Source organism: Oceanobacillus timonensis (assembly GCF_900166635.1).
Classification (GTDB): Bacteria; Bacillota; Bacilli; order Bacillales; family Amphibacillaceae; genus Oceanobacillus; species Oceanobacillus timonensis.
Window position 1 is genome coordinate 2,848,176 of sequence record NZ_LT800497.1, and the last position, 15,147, is coordinate 2,863,322.

Genomic DNA, 15,147 nt, shown 5'->3' on the forward strand with positions numbered 1-15,147 from the left:
TCAACTCCTTTCATATCAAGCTTTCTAAGACTTAATCTTGAAATTTCTTAAATTCATTCGCAAATATATTGTTTTATTTCAAGTAAATACATACGTAACTCAAAACCCTTTATTTTTTCTCTCAGGGCATTTCTATCACCAATCGCTCATTTTTATTCACTAAAATGAATACGATTCAATGGCCAGTAGACAAGATCTGCTTTTCCAACAACTTCATCCATCGGCACTACCCCAATAATCCGGCTGTCCGTTGAATTACTACGGTTATCACCTAACACAAATACAGAATCCTCAGGAACAACCTCGTATCCTTCTTCTAAATCTTCCAGTTCAAAATCATTTGTAAAGACCTGGTCACTTAAAAAAGGCTGATCTACTGGTTCGCCATCTATATACAGCACATTATCTCTTACTGCTACATGCTCTCCAGGAAGCCCTACAACCCGCTTAATAAAGTCATTTTGCTCAGGAGCATGGAAAACAACAATATCAAAACGATCTGGTTCTCCAAGTGTATACGTAATCTTATTGACAATCATTTGATCACGATCGTGTAAGGTCGGCAACATCGAGGGGCCTTCTACAACGATAGGAGCAAATAAAAACATCCGTACCAGAAACACAAAGCCAAAAGCAAGCAACAGTGCTTTAATCCAGTCCAGCCATTCATTTTTTTTCTTAGTTTGTTCTTTCTGTTCTTTCTCTGTCATCTGACTTCCTCCGATAACTTCAGTCTACCTATTATTGTAGCTAGGAAACTTTAGATAAACAACTTCTAAGTATATTTTTTTATATACCACTTCTTGAACAAGAATCTAACGTGCAGCATACTCGAAACAGAAATGTTGTTTCGTATTATATTTTCTGAAGCAATGAAAAAGAGCTACTGCCATCATTGACGTAGCCCTTTTGTATTCGTTTCAAATTCTCTGTCGGCTGATTAGCGACGCTCTTTAATACGAGCTGCTTTTCCGCGCAGGTTACGAAGATAATAAAGCTTCGCACGACGTACGATACCGCGACGAGAAACTTCGATTTTATCAACTCTTGGTGAATGTAATGGGAAAGTACGCTCCACACCAATACCGTAAGAAATTTTTCTTACTGTAAATGTTTCGCTGATTCCGCCGTTTTGACGTTTGATTACAACACCTTCAAATACCTGGATACGCTCACGACTACCCTCTACAACCTTTACGTGAACTTTTAATGTATCACCAGGTCGAAAATCAGGATGATCTGTACGCAATTGATCTTTGGTTACGTCTGCAATAATTTGTTGCATGATTTTCACTCCTTCCAAACTAATGCTCATGTCCTCATTTGAACAGCGGAACATCGTTCTACATACTTATACGCACATAAGCACAATTAATAATATAGCATATTCTTGCGTGAAGTACAACTACTTTTCGTTATTTTTTATTTCTTGAAGTATTTTTTTATCCGCTTCATTCAACGCTTGATTTCCCAACAAATCTGGGCGTCTTTGAGCGGTTCGTTTCAAAGATTCCTTCCTTCTCCAAGCATCAATATTCGCATGGTTACCTGATAAAAGGACATCCGGAACCTTCATTCCCCGAAAATCAGCCGGACGTGTATAATGGGGGTGCTCCAATAAACCTGTTGAAAAAGAATCCTGCTTAGCCGACGCTTCATTTCCAAGTGCTTCCGGCAATAGCCGAACAACGCTATCTACAACAACCATGGCCCCCAGTTCTCCGCCTGTTAATACATAGTCGCCGATGGATATTTCATCCGTTACCAGATGCTCACGAATTCGTTCATCATACCCTTCATAATGACCGCATATAAAAATCAAATGGTCCTCCTGCGCAAATTCTTCTGCTTTTTGTTGTGTATAAGCTTCTCCTTGAGGACACATTAAAACCACACGGGGACGGGATTTACTGTCTTTTTTTACAGCTTCCACCGCATCAAATACAGGCTGTGGAGTCAGCACCATGCCTGCTCCTCCGCCATAAGGATAATCATCTGTCTTTTTATGTTTATTTGTCGAATAATCACGAAAGTCAATGAGCTGATAAGAAAACTGTTCTTTATCTGCTGCTTTCTTTAAAATAGAGCTTTCCATTACACCATGGAACATTTCCGGGAAAAGCGTCAGAATATCAATATGCATCTAATCTAACATCCCTTCCATTAACTCCACTGTAATAACTCCCGTTTGAATATCTACCTTTTTAATTACATCTTCAATGTAAGGTATTAACAAATCCTTCATACCAGGTCTTTGTACAACCCAGACATCATTAGCACCAGGAGACAGGATTTCTTTTACTTTCCCTAAAGTATCTCCGTCCGTTGTCTGAACCACGCAGCCGATAATTTCATGATAGTAAAACGCATTCTCTTCCAATTCTTCTGTTTGATTTTTATCGATATACAAATTCAAACCCTTCCACTTCTCCACTTCATTCATATTTGTATATCCTTCGAATGTCAGTAAGTCAAAACCTTTATGAATGCGGTGTGACGCAATGGTTAATGAAGTATCCCCATCATCTGATACGAGAATTACTTCATTGCCGGGAGTGAACCGTTCTTCAAAATCGGTAACACGCAAAATTTTCACTTCACCTCGAACGCCATGTGTATTAACGATTTTTCCAATTTTTAATTTCTCTGTGTGCATGTTTTCCCACCTATTCTAATCATCAATTCGGATAACTTTATCATCTTTAATTACAATAGCCTGCTCCTTCATAATGTGGTTCCAATCTGAGCCGACTTCGACTTCAACAAGAGCTTCAACCTCTTTTTCCACGATTTCACTACCCATTTCTAATTCATCCAGCTGCTCTATTTTAAAATCCAGCAGCTTCATTTTTTCCTGCCGATTTTTAATTTCCTGGTTAAACTTCGATTCCATATCGGAACGGACATTTGTATTTTTGTTCTTTAATTTTCTTATTTCAAATTGGAGTTGTTGACACTCTTGTTCAAGACGTAATTTATGATTCGTGAAATTTTGGCGGATTTTTTCTTTGCTTTCTTCGGTTACAACTAACTTAATGGGAACTTTTTTGATTAATTTCAATGATATTCAGCTCCTGCCTGATAGATTCGAAAATGTGTAAAAAGGGAAAGTTGAGCCCTAAAAAAAACAGGGTCAGCTTTCCCTTCACCAAGCTGTCCAAACAGAATACATCACTCCGTTTGGACAGGAATCTTACATAATATCTAAAAAAATGCGTTTATTACCACCAGTATTCGCTGCATAGACAACCGTACGGATTGCTTTTGCAACTCGTCCGTTTTTGCCAATAACTTTTCCGACATCATCCGGATGAACCGTTAAATGATAAGTAACCTTCGAATCTTCTTCGGTTTCCTTAATAACAATATCGTCCGGATAATCTACTAATGAGGTAACAATCGATTTAATCAGGGCTTTCATGATATCACACTACTTATTTAGAATTTTTTTGTTCGTGGAAATTCTTCATGATGCCTTCTTTAGAAAACAGGTTACGTACTGTGTCACTTGGCTTCGCGCCTTTTGTCATCCAATCAAGTGCTTTTTCTTCATCTATTTTAACTTCAACCGGATTTACTACAGGATTGTACGTACCGATTTGTTCGATAAAGCGACCGTCACGTGGAGAACGAGAGTCAGCTACTACAATACGATAGAATGGATTTCTTTTCGCACCCATACGTTTTAAACGAATTTTTACTGCCATGTTTTTGCACCTCCAATAATTATCTTATCACAAGAATTGATTCTACCAGATAGTTTTTAGTCTGTAAAGTATTTTTCCATTACAAGCTTATTTTATTATAAAAAGACGTGAAAATCAACACGAAGATACGTGTTCAAAGCGAAAAAAGTTCTTTACCGCCAGTCACATTATTTTAACGGACTTTTTGAACTCCCTTTACATGAAAGGAAATTTCATGCCGCCGCCTTTTCCTTTCTTGCCCTTTTGCATATTGGTCATCTGCTTCATCATTTTTTTCATTTCGGAGAACTGTTTTAACAAGCGGTTTACCGCTGCAACAGAAGTTCCGGACCCTTTTGCAATACGTTTTCTTCTGCTTCCGTTAATGACGCTCGGTTCCTGGCGTTCTTCTTTTGTCATCGATTGAATAATCGCCTCTACCTCTGTCAACTGACTTTCGTCCAGCTGCGCATTTTTCAAGCCTTTCATCTTGTTGGATCCCGGAATCATAGACATTAAGTCATCTAATGGACCCATTTGACGCACCTGTCCCATCTGTTCCAGGAAATCATCAAATGTAAAGGACATCGAACGCATTTTTTCTTCAAGGTCTTTTGCCTGTTTTTCATCTACATTGGTCTGCGCTTTTTCAATAAGAGAGAGCACGTCCCCCATGCCAAGTATTCTGGAAGCCATACGTTCCGGGTGGAAAGCTTCCAGCTGATCCAATTTTTCACCCATGCCGGCAAATTTAATCGGCTTATCTGTTACTGCTTTGATAGAAAGTGCCGCACCGCCGCGCGTATCCCCATCTAATTTCGTCAGAACTACTCCGGTAATATCCAGCTGATCATTAAAGCTTTCCGCAACATTGACTGCATCTTGACCTGTCATGGAATCGACCACTAAGAAGATTTCATCCGGTTTTACATCCGTTTTGATACGCTGTAACTCTTCCATAAGGTTTTCATCCACATGGAGACGTCCAGCCGTATCAATAATGACATAATCATTATGATTTTCTTTCGCCTGAGCAATCGCCTGGTTGGCAATATCAACCGGATTTGCCTCTGTTCCTAATGAGAAAACAGGCATATCCAGCTGTGTTCCCAGTGTTTCCAATTGATCTACCGCTGCCGGACGATAGACGTCACAAGCAACTAATAGCGGGTTGCGGTTATGATTTTTACGCAAATCATTCGCCAGTTTTCCGGTAGTTGTTGTCTTACCAGCACCTTGGAGACCGACCATCATAATAACCGTTGGAGAACGATCCGCTACAGCAATTTTACTTTGTTCGCCGCCCATTAAGTTGGTTAATTCATCTTTCACTACTTTGATAACCTGCTGTCCAGGCGTTAAACTTTCCATTACTTCCTGCCCGACCGCTCTTTCCTTTATCCGGGCAATTAACTGTTTCACTACTTTGAAGTTTACGTCCGCTTCCAGCAGTGCCAGGCGAACTTCTCTTGTCATCTCTTTCACATCTTGCTCGGAGACCTTGCCTTTACCGGTAATTTTCTTTATCGTACCTTGGAGACGCTCCGCTAATCCTTCAAATGCCATAGAAGGTATCCCCCTAATCTATATCTTGTAATTGTTGAACATATTTCTGTGCCTCCGGATCTTTTACTGTTTCCGAAAGCTTTTCAATAATTTGCGTTCTTTTTTCAAATCTTGAAAGAAGATGCAGCTTATCCTCATAAGACTCCAACGTTTTTTCCGTTCTTCTAATATTATCATACACAGCTTGTCTGGAAACTTCCAACAGCTCTGAAATTTCTCCCAAAGAATAATCTTCCCGATAATACATTTCCATATAGCTGCACTGTTTCGGTGTCAAAAGTGATTGATAAAAATCAAATAAATAATTAATCCGGTTCGTTTTTTCCAACAACGGGCACACCTCTTGTTAAGTGATTTTCCTTTACATTTATCATATCCAATCAAATCAGAAATTGTCAAGCAGCAGAAAAATCGGCTATGCTTATTCTGCTTCCTTCTCTTCCTCACTCATTCCCAAATCCGCAAACAAACCGTATACAAATGCATCTGCTTCAAACTGCTGCAGGTCATCGATTTTTTCGCCTAATCCCACATATTTGACCGGAATCTGTAATTCATTACGGATAGCCAGCACAATGCCGCCTTTTGCTGTGCCATCCAATTTGGTCAGAACAATGCCGGTTACATTCGTTGCCTCCGAAAAAGTACGTGCTTGTGTTAACGCATTTTGGCCAGTCGTTGCATCCAATACAAGCAGAACTTCCTGAGGAGCGCCTGGAATTTCACGTTCAATAACGCGCTTTACCTTAGCAAGTTCATTCATCAGGTTTACTTTATTCTGAAGTCTCCCGGCAGTGTCACAAATCAAAACATCTGAGCCGCGTGATTTGGCAGCCTTAATCCCATCATAAATGACTGCAGCAGGATCACTGCCTTCATTATGTTTAATAACCGGAACACCAGCACGCTCTCCCCAAATGTCCAATTGTTCGATTGCACCGGCACGGAACGTATCCCCGGCTGCCATAATGACATTTTTGCCATCTGCTTTTAATTGATGGGCAAGTTTACCGATACTCGTTGTTTTTCCAACGCCATTTACGCCGACAACAAGAATCACCTGTAATCCCTCTCCATCTACCTGCATATGCTGGATAGACGCATCTTCGTCACCATAATAAATTTCTACGAGTTTTTCGGAGATGACATCTTTTATTTCCGAGGAATCCTTAATATTTTGTCGTTTCACTTCCATTCGTAGTTCCTCAACCAGATCCATTACTGTCGTAACGCCGACATCCGCAGTAATAAGAACCTCTTCCAATTCTTCAAAGAAATCCTCGTCCACCTTGCGATAACGAGCGATGAGGTCATTTAATTTACCAGAAAAGGAATTCCTTGTTTTTTTCATTCCTTCCTGGTATTTTTCAGAAACTTCCTGTGTTTCTTCATTTTGCTTAAAGCGTTGTTTTAATTTATCCATAAATCCCATAGTGATATCCTCCTACGATTGCATCAATTCTTTTGTATCTTCCAACCGGACAGAAACGAGTCTTGACACGCCCGATTCCTGCATCGTCACCCCATAAAGAACATCCGCTTCTTCCATGGTTCCTTTACGATGGGTGATAACGATAAATTGCGTATCTTTACTGAATTGCTTTACATACTTCGCAAAACGGACAACATTTGCTTCATCCAGAGCTGCTTCTACCTCATCCAGTATGCAAAAAGGAACCGGACGGACACGTAAAATAGAAAAGAGAAGAGCAATGGCTGTTAAAGCACGTTCGCCACCAGATAAAAGACTTAAATGCTGCAGTTTTTTGCCGGGCGGTTGCGCAATAATATCGACACCTGTTTCCAATAAATTACTGGGATCGGTTAATTTTAATTCAGCATGTCCACCACCGAACAAGTGCTGGAACACATGAGAAAACTCTTCCTTTATTTTTGAAAAAGTAGTGTCAAATCTTTCTTTCATTTCTGTGTCCATCTCTTCAATAACAGTATATAGTGTTCGCTTACCTTCCACAAGGTCGTCCCTTTGTTCTTTTAAAAACTGATATCGTTCAGAAATACGCTCGTATTCATCGATAGCCCCTAAATTAATCGAACCTAATTGGCTGATTTGGTTCTTCAAGCGGCTGACAACCGCTTTTGCTTCATCCATATTTTCAACTTTGGAATAATCACGCTTTGCCATCTCATACGTCATCATATATTCTTTTTCAAGCTGCTGCAGATGGCTGTCAAGCTCTACATCCAAACGGTTAGATTTCACTTCCTGTTTCTGATATTGCTCATTTGTCGCTTTAAATTGTTCCTGGGCTTTTTTCAGCTTCTCTTCTAACGACTGTTGTTGTTCAGCGCTGGTTTTTCTCTTTTGACGCTGTTTTTCAATGCTTTCTGTTATTTCCTGTTTGGAATTTCTAGCATTGGTAATATTTGCTTCCATTTCTTCTTCTGTCTCTTCTTGATTTTTTATAGCCGCTATGGTTTCCAGTTCTTCGTTCGCTTCATTCTTTTCCTGAAGTGCCCGTTCAAGCTGCGTTTCCAAAGCTTTTGTATTTGCTTTTTGATTTTTATAACGTTCTTCCTGTTCTGCCAAGGCTACTTTCACTTCATAAAAAGTGTCCTGCAGTTTTTCCCGGGTTTCTTTTAATTTTGCTTCTTCTTCTGTTAAGCTATCTATTTCTTTTTGGGTCGTTTGCAGTTTGAGACGGATGTCTTCTAATTCCTTTGCTAACACCTCGCTCCGGTCTGTTAATTCTGTATGACTCTGTTCGTTCTGCTTCTTATCCATATCATAGATAGCTAAATTGTCATTGACAGATGTTAATTTTGCCTGGAGAGATTGGAAATCAGCCTGACTTTCCTGAACGTCTGATTGTATACTTTGTGTCTCTTGTTCCGTCAAACTTATTTTTTTATCTAATTCACCTAGATAGTCTCTTTTTTTCTGTACACCCTTCTCAAACTGCTCTGTTTTCTGTTTATATTCGGCCAAGCGTGCCTGCAGCTCCTGTAAGTCCTTTTCACGGGTAAATAAGGATTGATTCTGCTTTTTCTGCGCCCCTCCTGACATAGAACCGCCAGGATGCACCATATCTCCATCCAGCGTAACAATACGGTATCTCCGCTGCAGTTTTATCGCCAAGTCATTGGCATCCCGCAACGTTTTAGCAATCACAACATTCCCCATGACATGCTGCACCGCTTTTTCATATTTTTTGGCTTTCGCCTCTACCAAATCCGATGCTACACCCACGAAGCCGGGATGATCACTTACTTGTTGCTGGCCGTCTCTTGCTAAAAAGCGCGGTTGAATCGATTGAAGCGGCAGAAAAGTTGCCCGTCCGCTGTTTGTTTTTTTCAGCCAGTTAATCGCCTCTCTGGCTGTTTGATCGGTTTCCACAACGATATTCTGCGCCTGCCCGCCTAACACGGTCTCCATCGCAGTAATATAGTCTTTAGGGACATCCATCAACTCAATAACAGCCCCTTCTATCCCTGACAACTTCCCTTCTTCCCTTGCTCGCAAAATTTGACGCACACCCTGGAAGAACCCTTGGAAATCTTCCTTCATTTCTTCCAGCATTTCTTTCTTTGATTTTACTTTTTCAATATATTGATAACCTTGATATAGTTTTGATTGAGCTTCCTCATATTTTGCACGTTCTGACTGCATTTCCTGCTTGAACGTCTTTAATTGTTCGTTCTTTTCTTCTAAATGATTCTTGTTTGTTTCTAATCGTTCTCCGGCAGCTGTTTGTTTATCTTGTAACGTTTTTCTTTCTGCGAGCATATCTTTAAATTTCATAGATTGAGAACTATTTTTAGCCTCTATCTGCTCTTGCTGCCGGTCGACAGATTGTTTTTCATTTCGAAAAGCTGCCTGCTGATTCAATAACTCAATATATTCTGCTTTTAAATCTTCTATTCGATTCGCTACATCTTCCGGGCGTATCGATAATTTTTTTTCGATTTTCTTTTTCCTGGCCAATGTATCAGCTTTTTCCGTCTCTAAACGTGCCAATTTTTCTTGTTCTTCTGCTTTTTGCTGCTCCAGTACATTGACATTAGAAGTCACCCGCTCTAGTTGCTGTGCAAGTTTTTCTTTATTTTCATCGGCATGCTTGGAGCGTTCATCAAATAATTGCTTTTTGCCTTCATACTTCTCCAGACGTTCTGTTACTTCCAATAATTCAGCCTGCAATTGTTCCATTTCTGTCTCGTATTGCTGTAGCCGTTCTTTTTCTTTTGCCAGATCTGTTTCAATCAGGCGAATCGTTTCCGATTGTTCGTTTTGTTTTTTTTCATTGTCAGCTAAATATGTCAATACCTGCTGCCATTCTTGATGTATTTGTTCCATTTCCGTAATCAGCACAGAAATCTCTGTTTCTTGAAGCTCAGCTTGTAAAGTCTGATATTCTTTTGCTTTTTTAGATTGTTCTTCTAACGGATCCAATTGCTGCTCAATTTCATAAACAATATCCTCTACACGATTCAGATTCTCCTGTGTTTCAGCAAGCTTGTACTCTGCTTTTTTCTTCCGCTGCTTATATTTTAAAACGCCTGCAGCTTCTTCAAAAATCACACGTCGCTCTTCCGCTTTTGAACTCAGAATCTCTTCTACCCGTCCTTGACTGATAATAGAGAATGCTTCTCTGCCCAGCCCGGAATCAATAAACAGATCTACAATATCTTTCAGCCGGCAAACCTGTTTATTAATATAAAATTCACTCTCTCCAGACCGGTAAACTCTTCTTGTTACACTGACTTCTTCATAATCCAAGGGAACACGCTGTTCTTTATTATCTAATACGAGTGTAACTTCCGCGACATTTAAAGGAGATCTCGAATCACTTCCCTGGAATATAATATCTTCCATTTTTGAACCGCGGAGGGATTTCATTGATTGTTCCCCCAATACCCAGCGAACCGCATCCGTAATATTACTTTTCCCGCTGCCATTGGGACCTACTACGGCTGTCACACCAGGTACAAAATCAACGTTAATCCGTTCCGCAAAGGATTTAAATCCAACACTTTCCAATCGCTTTAAATGCATAATCATTCTCCTAAAAATCAATCGTTCTATTTATAGTTACTATACTCAACTTTCGCACCTAAGAAGAAGCATATAAACCTTGCTGTTCCAGGATGAACAGGATCACTATTATCATGGTTGGTTTTCGTTCAATCACCCTTGTATTTGTTGAACAAGATATGGTGTATAGCAACCGCTCCGGTCAACCACTACGCTTTCCGCCGCAGCGGTCGCCTTACACATTACCTTCTAATTCTTTGTCGACAAACGTATGAAAGTAACGATTAACCCTGTTCCGATGAAAAGGAAGTTACTTTTTAAAGGGCAAAAGTTGAGTTAATATAGTTATAAATCTCATTTTTTATTTTATCGTTGCTAGAATAGTTTAGCTAATACATTTTATCATATTATGACGCTTTAGCCTATGTGCAGCGCGGTATTAATTCAAAAAGGAACAACCATTAACGATTGTTAAAACTTATGCTATAATAAACATCTATTACTTGATACATTTAGTTACCGTACGTGGTTAAAGTGAAGTACCATTCACTGCTATTTAATAGTTTTTCCATGTACATCCAAATTCCAAATGATGGATTATACTAAGGGGGATAAGATGCAGTTAGATCAGCCAAGCGTTGAAAATATGGAGTACATGCTTCAGGAATTAGCAGAAAAGTTACAAGTAGTTAATCGTTCGATTATGGACGCAGATGATTACAATATCGAAAAATATGATGATTTAAAATGGATGTATGATATGGTCATCAGTAAAGGCCGTTTAAGTGCCTCAGAAACACAAGCCTTTATTAATGAACTGGCAGCCATTCGTAAATAAAGTGGAACCAATCGGGCTATTACTATGTTCCGATTTCCACACAGAATTTTCAGGACTCCTTCTTTCTTGAATCGGAAGTCTTCCAGACAGTCACACTGTGATCATACAAAAAACGTTACGCAAGAACAGGCAACCGAACGGTTCTTGCGTAACGTTTTTTTATGAGCAGCATATTTTTATTCCGGAAGTTTTTTCTCCAGTGCTGCTTTAGCTGCTTTTTGTTCAGCTTCTTTTTTTGTTCTTCCATTTCCTCTTCCGGCTGGTTCTCCTTGAATTACAACCTGAGCAATAAATTCTTTGTGATGCGATGGTCCATGCTCATCAATAATGTGATATTCAATTTTTCTATCCTTTTGCTTCTGAACAATTTCCTGAAGATGACTTTTATAATCCATCACACTTGCTGTGGCATCTACTGTTAAAGCAGGAAAAATACGGGTATTTAAAAAGTGAAGCACGGCATCAAAGCCTTGGTCTAAATAAAGCGCGCCTAAAAAAGCCTCAAATGCATCTGCTAAAATAGCCGGTCTCTGTCTTCCACCTGTCTGTTCTTCCCCTTTACCCAACAGGATATATTGTCCAAAATCAAATTGTTTTGCAAAAACCGTTAAAGACGCTTCACATACGATAGCTGCACGTATTTTGGTCATTTCACCTTCGGGCATGTCCTGATTATTTCTATACAAATATTGAGAAACAGCTAATTCCAGTACTGCGTCTCCCAAGAATTCCAACCGCTCATTATCATTCAGCTTGATTTTCTTGTATTCATTCACATAAGAAGAATGGGTAAATGCTTCTTTTAATAATTTTTTTTGTTGAAAAGTTATTCCTAATTTCTGTTCCAATTGACTTAATTCCATATGAACCTCCTTCACTCCTATGAATAAAATGATGATATGTTTGTCATCTTATATTTTTTGCTGTTCATCGATTGCCTCAAATAACTGGTATGCAGTTAGTGTACCATATACGGAATATAATTATTTATTTCCTTGTTTTAAGTTCCACTTCTGCACCTTTACCGTGAAACACAAATAATGAGGGAAAGTCTCCAAAAGAAACTTCCCCTCCCTGTTTTTTTATTCATTAAGCTTTGCTGTTTATGTAATCTACAGCATCACCTACTGTATTAATCTTTTCCGCATCTTCATCAGCGATTTCAATATCAAACTCATCTTCTAATTCCATAACAAGTTCAACAACATCTAATGAGTCCGCTTCAAGGTCATCTTTAAATGAAGCTTCTAAAACGACTTTTTCTTCATCTACATCAAGACGATCAGCAATGATGGACTTTACTTGTTCAAACACGTCTGCCATTCCCCGTTCACCCCCTTTCAAAGTTTCCTTCGCTTTTTATTTTTGTTCTGCAATTGTATTACATCACCATTCCACCGTCAATATGAATGGTTTGTCCTGTAATATAATTAGCATCTTCACTAGCTAAAAAGCGGATAACACGTGCTACATCTTCTGGTTTGCCGAAGCGTTCTAACGGTACCAGTTGTAATAAAGATTCCTGCTGCTCTTCACTTAATTGGTCCGTCATGTCTGTGGAAATAAAACCAGGAGCCACCGCATTTACCAAGATATTTCGAGAAGCAAGCTCCTTCGCTGTTGTTTTCGTCAAACCAATGACCCCTGCTTTTGCAGCTACATAGTTGGCTTGTCCCGGATTTCCGCTTACGCCGACGATGGATGCAACATTAATAATCCGCCCGGATTTTTGTTTCATCATTTGACGGGTCACTGCTTTTGTACATAAGAAGGTTCCTTTCAAGTTCGTTTGAATAACCTGATCGAATTCCTCTTCTTTCATGCGCATTAACAAGTTATCTTTTGTAATTCCTGCATTATTTACCAGGATATCAATGGAGCCGAATTCCTTCACGGCCTGCTTCATAAGTTGCTTTACAGATTCTTCATCAGAAACATTAGCTTGTATCTTCACTGCTTTTACACCAAGTTCCTCGACTTCTGTGACAACCTCTTCTGCTTTTGCTTCGCTCCCTGAATAGTTTACAACCACATTCGCTCCGTTTTTAGCAAGTTCCAAAGCAATCTCTCTGCCGATTCCCCTGGAAGCACCAGTTACTACTGCCGTTTGCCCTTGTAACATTATTCTTCCTCCTTATACCAGCGAATAAACGCTTCGAGCGATTCTTGATCCTGCACAGCAAATGTTTTTGCTTTCCGGTCTATTTTTTTCAATAAGCCGCATAAAACTTTACCCGTACCTACTTCTACAAATACATCAATGCCTTGTTCCAGCATCTTTTGAATTGATTCCTCAAAGCGAACCGGCGAGTAAAGCTGCTGTACTAATAATTCTTTCACAGTGTCTTTTTCCGTTACTGCATCTGCTGAAACATTTGCATAAACAGGCATTTTCGGATTTTCCAAAGATACTTCATTTAAATATGCTGCAAAGTCTTCATTCGCTTGTTTCATTAATCTGGAATGGAATGGTCCGCTCACATTTAATGGAAGCACCCGCTTTGCTCCTGCTTCTTTTAATAAGGCCGTCGCCTGTTCAACACCTGGGACCGATCCGGAGATAACGATCTGTCCAGGACAATTTAAATTGGCAATATCTACAATTTCATTCGTCACCTGATCTAGCGCTTCCTGAACTTTATCCTGTCCAAGACCTAAAACCGCCGCCATCGTTCCTTGTCCCTCAGGAACGGCTTGTTCCATTAGATGACCTCTTACTTTGACCAGCCCGATAGCATCCTGCCACTTCATTGCGCCAGCCGCCACCAGTGCACTGTATTCTCCCAGACTATGCCCCACAACCATCGAAGGGCGAATACCGTTTTCTTCTAACAGCTGTGTAACAGCAACACTGGATAATAATAATGCCGGCTGCGTATTTTCTGTTTCTGTCAACGTTTCTTTTGGACCTTCAAACATAAGCGTTTGTAGATCCATATCTAAAACTTCATTTGCTTCCTGATACATTGCTTGTATATGCGGGTAAGCATCGTATAAATCTTTCCCCATACCAACTGTCTGCGATCCTTGGCCAGGGAACATAAATGCAATACGTTTCATTTACTTTTCCTCCTCTTCCCCCATTGTTTCAATGGTATCTTGAATGGTGGCTGTTACATTGTTATCTACCATATAAACAGCTTGTTTAACCGCATTGGTTATTGCCCGGCTTTTTGAGGATCCATGGGCTTTAATAACCGGTGCGCGGAGACCGAACAATCCTGCACCGCCATATTCTGAGTAATCTAATCGGCCCTTTATACCTTTCAGGTCTTTTTTGACAAGAGCAGCAGCAATTTTGGTTTTTGCAGAAGACATAAACGTATCTTTTAAAAGAGAAAAGATTGTTTCTGCCACACCTTCCATGGTTTTTAATGCGATATTCCCGCTAAATCCATCTGTCACGACAACATCCGCAACGCCATTTAATATATCTCTTGCCTCTACGTTTCCTACAAAATGGATAGGGGCATTTTCTAAAAGCTGAAAAGCTTTTTTCGTTAAATCATTTCCTTTTCCATCTTCGGTACCGACGTTTAATAAGCCGACTCGAGGCGTTTTAATATTTCTTACTCTCTCCACGTAGATGGAACCCATAATGGCGTATTGAAGCAAATGTTCCGGCTTAGCGTCCACGTTCGCACCGACATCCAGCATCAGGAAACCTTGCCCGTCTACTGTCGGAAATGTAGGGCTTAGCGCAGGACGATCAATACCGGGAATCCTGCCCACGACAAACAAACCTGCACTCATTAATGCACCGGTATTCCCCGCAGAAATACATGCGTCTGCTTCACCGTCTTTGACAGCCTTGGCCATTAATACAAGCGAAGCATTCTTTTTGCGCCGTACTGCTTTTACCGGCTCATCCTCTGGTGTAATTCTTTCGTCTGTATGTATGACTTTAATTTGTTGATGATCCGTTAAAACCGGATTGATCTGGTTTTCATCACCATAAAGTGTAATTTGTAAATCTTTATTTTCTTTGACAGCTTCCATCGCACCTAAAACAATTTCCTTCGGTGCATGGTCGCCTCCCATTGCATCTATCGCTAATCGCATTC

17 protein-coding genes are annotated in these 15,147 nt (G+C 39.9%); 1 reads left to right on the forward strand and 16 read right to left on the reverse strand.

Going from position 1 to position 15,147, the window contains the following annotated elements; all coding sequences use genetic code 11:
* Positions 1-152 precede the first annotated feature (152 nt).
* The 11 genes from lepB to smc all read right to left on the reverse strand — a co-directional run bounded on the left by lepB (position 153) and on the right by smc (position 10,266).
* Entirely contained in the window at positions 153-710 is a 558-nt protein-coding gene (gene lepB / locus B7E05_RS13960; protein ID WP_080874775.1) for a signal peptidase I, read from the reverse strand.
* A 230-nt stretch (positions 711-940) separates the two neighbouring features.
* The gene (gene rplS / locus B7E05_RS13965; RefSeq protein ID WP_080874776.1) at positions 941-1,285 is read right to left on the reverse strand and encodes a 50S ribosomal protein L19; all 345 of its coding nucleotides are present in this window, start codon (positions 1,283-1,285) and stop codon (positions 941-943) included.
* A gap of 120 nt (positions 1,286-1,405) precedes the next feature.
* On the reverse strand, positions 1,406-2,143 hold the full coding sequence (trmD, locus tag B7E05_RS13970; protein ID WP_080874777.1) for a tRNA (guanosine(37)-N1)-methyltransferase TrmD: 738 nt from the start codon (positions 2,141-2,143) through the stop codon (positions 1,406-1,408).
* Entirely contained in the window at positions 2,144-2,656 is a 513-nt protein-coding gene (gene rimM / locus B7E05_RS13975) for a ribosome maturation factor RimM (RefSeq protein WP_080874778.1), read from the reverse strand. It lies immediately after the preceding gene.
* Between the two features lie 15 nt (positions 2,657-2,671).
* Positions 2,672-3,061 carry a YlqD family protein gene (locus tag B7E05_RS13980; RefSeq protein WP_080874779.1) on the reverse strand — a complete coding sequence of 130 codons (390 nt, stop codon included), beginning with the start codon at positions 3,059-3,061 and terminating at the stop codon, positions 2,672-2,674.
* A 132-nt stretch (positions 3,062-3,193) separates the two neighbouring features.
* Complete coding sequence (locus B7E05_RS13985) at positions 3,194-3,421, reverse strand: KH domain-containing protein (protein ID WP_080874780.1); 228 nt, start codon at positions 3,419-3,421, stop codon at positions 3,194-3,196.
* Positions 3,422-3,434: 13 nt separating this feature from the next.
* Positions 3,435-3,707 carry a 30S ribosomal protein S16 gene (gene rpsP, locus B7E05_RS13990; RefSeq protein WP_080874781.1) on the reverse strand — a complete coding sequence of 91 codons (273 nt, stop codon included), beginning with the start codon at positions 3,705-3,707 and terminating at the stop codon, positions 3,435-3,437.
* A 195-nt stretch (positions 3,708-3,902) separates the two neighbouring features.
* Positions 3,903-5,252, reverse strand: coding sequence for a signal recognition particle protein (ffh, locus tag B7E05_RS13995; protein WP_080874782.1), 1,350 nt, complete (start codon positions 5,250-5,252; stop codon positions 3,903-3,905).
* 13 nt (positions 5,253-5,265) lie between these two features.
* A complete protein-coding gene (locus B7E05_RS14000; RefSeq protein ID WP_080874783.1) occupies positions 5,266-5,583 on the reverse strand; it encodes a putative DNA-binding protein in 318 nt (105 codons plus the stop codon).
* A gap of 90 nt (positions 5,584-5,673) precedes the next feature.
* On the reverse strand, positions 5,674-6,684 hold the full coding sequence (gene ftsY, locus B7E05_RS14005) for a signal recognition particle-docking protein FtsY (RefSeq protein ID WP_080874784.1): 1,011 nt from the start codon (positions 6,682-6,684) through the stop codon (positions 5,674-5,676).
* A 12-nt stretch (positions 6,685-6,696) separates the two neighbouring features.
* Positions 6,697-10,266, reverse strand: a complete 3,570-nt coding sequence (gene smc / locus B7E05_RS14010; RefSeq protein ID WP_080874785.1) for a chromosome segregation protein SMC — start codon at positions 10,264-10,266, stop codon at positions 6,697-6,699.
* A gap of 595 nt (positions 10,267-10,861) precedes the next feature.
* On the opposite strand from smc, the gene B7E05_RS14015 reads away from it, so the two are divergent.
* Positions 10,862-11,083, forward strand: a complete 222-nt coding sequence (locus tag B7E05_RS14015) for a DUF1128 domain-containing protein (protein ID WP_080874786.1) — start codon at positions 10,862-10,864, stop codon at positions 11,081-11,083.
* Positions 11,084-11,259: 176 nt separating this feature from the next.
* Here B7E05_RS14015 and rnc read toward each other — a convergent pair whose 3' ends face one another.
* The 5 genes from rnc to plsX form a co-directional block, all read right to left on the reverse strand.
* Positions 11,260-11,946 carry a ribonuclease III gene (rnc, locus tag B7E05_RS14020; RefSeq protein WP_080874787.1) on the reverse strand — a complete coding sequence of 229 codons (687 nt, stop codon included), beginning with the start codon at positions 11,944-11,946 and terminating at the stop codon, positions 11,260-11,262.
* Positions 11,947-12,172: 226 nt separating this feature from the next.
* A complete protein-coding gene (gene acpP, locus B7E05_RS14025; protein WP_040980049.1) occupies positions 12,173-12,406 on the reverse strand; it encodes an acyl carrier protein in 234 nt (77 codons plus the stop codon).
* A 58-nt stretch (positions 12,407-12,464) separates the two neighbouring features.
* Positions 12,465-13,205: a 3-oxoacyl-[acyl-carrier-protein] reductase gene (gene fabG / locus B7E05_RS14030; protein ID WP_080874788.1), complete on the reverse strand. Its 741-nt coding sequence runs from the start codon at positions 13,203-13,205 to the stop codon at positions 12,465-12,467.
* Positions 13,205-14,143 (reverse strand): ACP S-malonyltransferase, encoded by a 939-nt coding sequence (fabD, locus tag B7E05_RS14035; protein WP_080874789.1) that lies wholly within the window; start codon positions 14,141-14,143, stop codon positions 13,205-13,207. The genes fabG and fabD overlap by 1 nt, the downstream gene beginning before the upstream one ends.
* Complete coding sequence (plsX, locus tag B7E05_RS14040) at positions 14,144-15,145, reverse strand: phosphate acyltransferase PlsX (protein WP_080874790.1); 1,002 nt, start codon at positions 15,143-15,145, stop codon at positions 14,144-14,146.
* Between the last annotated feature and the right edge of the window lie 2 nt (positions 15,146-15,147).

Coding starts and splice junctions, on each gene's coding strand:
- fabG (WP_080874788.1), bottom strand. CDS start 13,205: ATGTTACAAGGGCAAACGGCAGTAGTAACTGGTGCTTCCAGGGGAATC.
- ffh (WP_080874782.1), bottom strand. CDS start 5,252: ATGGCATTTGAAGGATTAGCGGAGCGTCTCCAAGGTACGATAAAGAAA.
- rpsP (WP_080874781.1), bottom strand. CDS start 3,707: ATGGCAGTAAAAATTCGTTTAAAACGTATGGGTGCGAAAAGAAATCCA.
- B7E05_RS14015 (WP_080874786.1), top strand. CDS start 10,862: ATGCAGTTAGATCAGCCAAGCGTTGAAAATATGGAGTACATGCTTCAG.
- ftsY (WP_080874784.1), bottom strand. CDS start 6,684: ATGGGATTTATGGATAAATTAAAACAACGCTTTAAGCAAAATGAAGAA.
- B7E05_RS13985 (WP_080874780.1), bottom strand. CDS start 3,421: ATGAAAGCCCTGATTAAATCGATTGTTACCTCATTAGTAGATTATCCG.
- rplS (WP_080874776.1), bottom strand. CDS start 1,285: ATGCAACAAATTATTGCAGACGTAACCAAAGATCAATTGCGTACAGAT.
- plsX (WP_080874790.1), bottom strand. CDS start 15,145: ATGCGATTAGCGATAGATGCAATGGGAGGCGACCATGCACCGAAGGAA.
- rimM (WP_080874778.1), bottom strand. CDS start 2,656: ATGCACACAGAGAAATTAAAAATTGGAAAAATCGTTAATACACATGGC.
- rnc (WP_080874787.1), bottom strand. CDS start 11,946: ATGGAATTAAGTCAATTGGAACAGAAATTAGGAATAACTTTTCAACAA.
- smc (WP_080874785.1), bottom strand. CDS start 10,266: ATGCATTTAAAGCGATTGGAAAGTGTTGGATTTAAATCCTTTGCGGAA.
- lepB (WP_080874775.1), bottom strand. CDS start 710: ATGACAGAGAAAGAACAGAAAGAACAAACTAAGAAAAAAAATGAATGG.
- fabD (WP_080874789.1), bottom strand. CDS start 14,143: ATGAAACGTATTGCATTTATGTTCCCTGGCCAAGGATCGCAGACAGTT.
- trmD (WP_080874777.1), bottom strand. CDS start 2,143: ATGCATATTGATATTCTGACGCTTTTCCCGGAAATGTTCCATGGTGTA.
- acpP (WP_040980049.1), bottom strand. CDS start 12,406: ATGGCAGACGTGTTTGAACAAGTAAAGTCCATCATTGCTGATCGTCTT.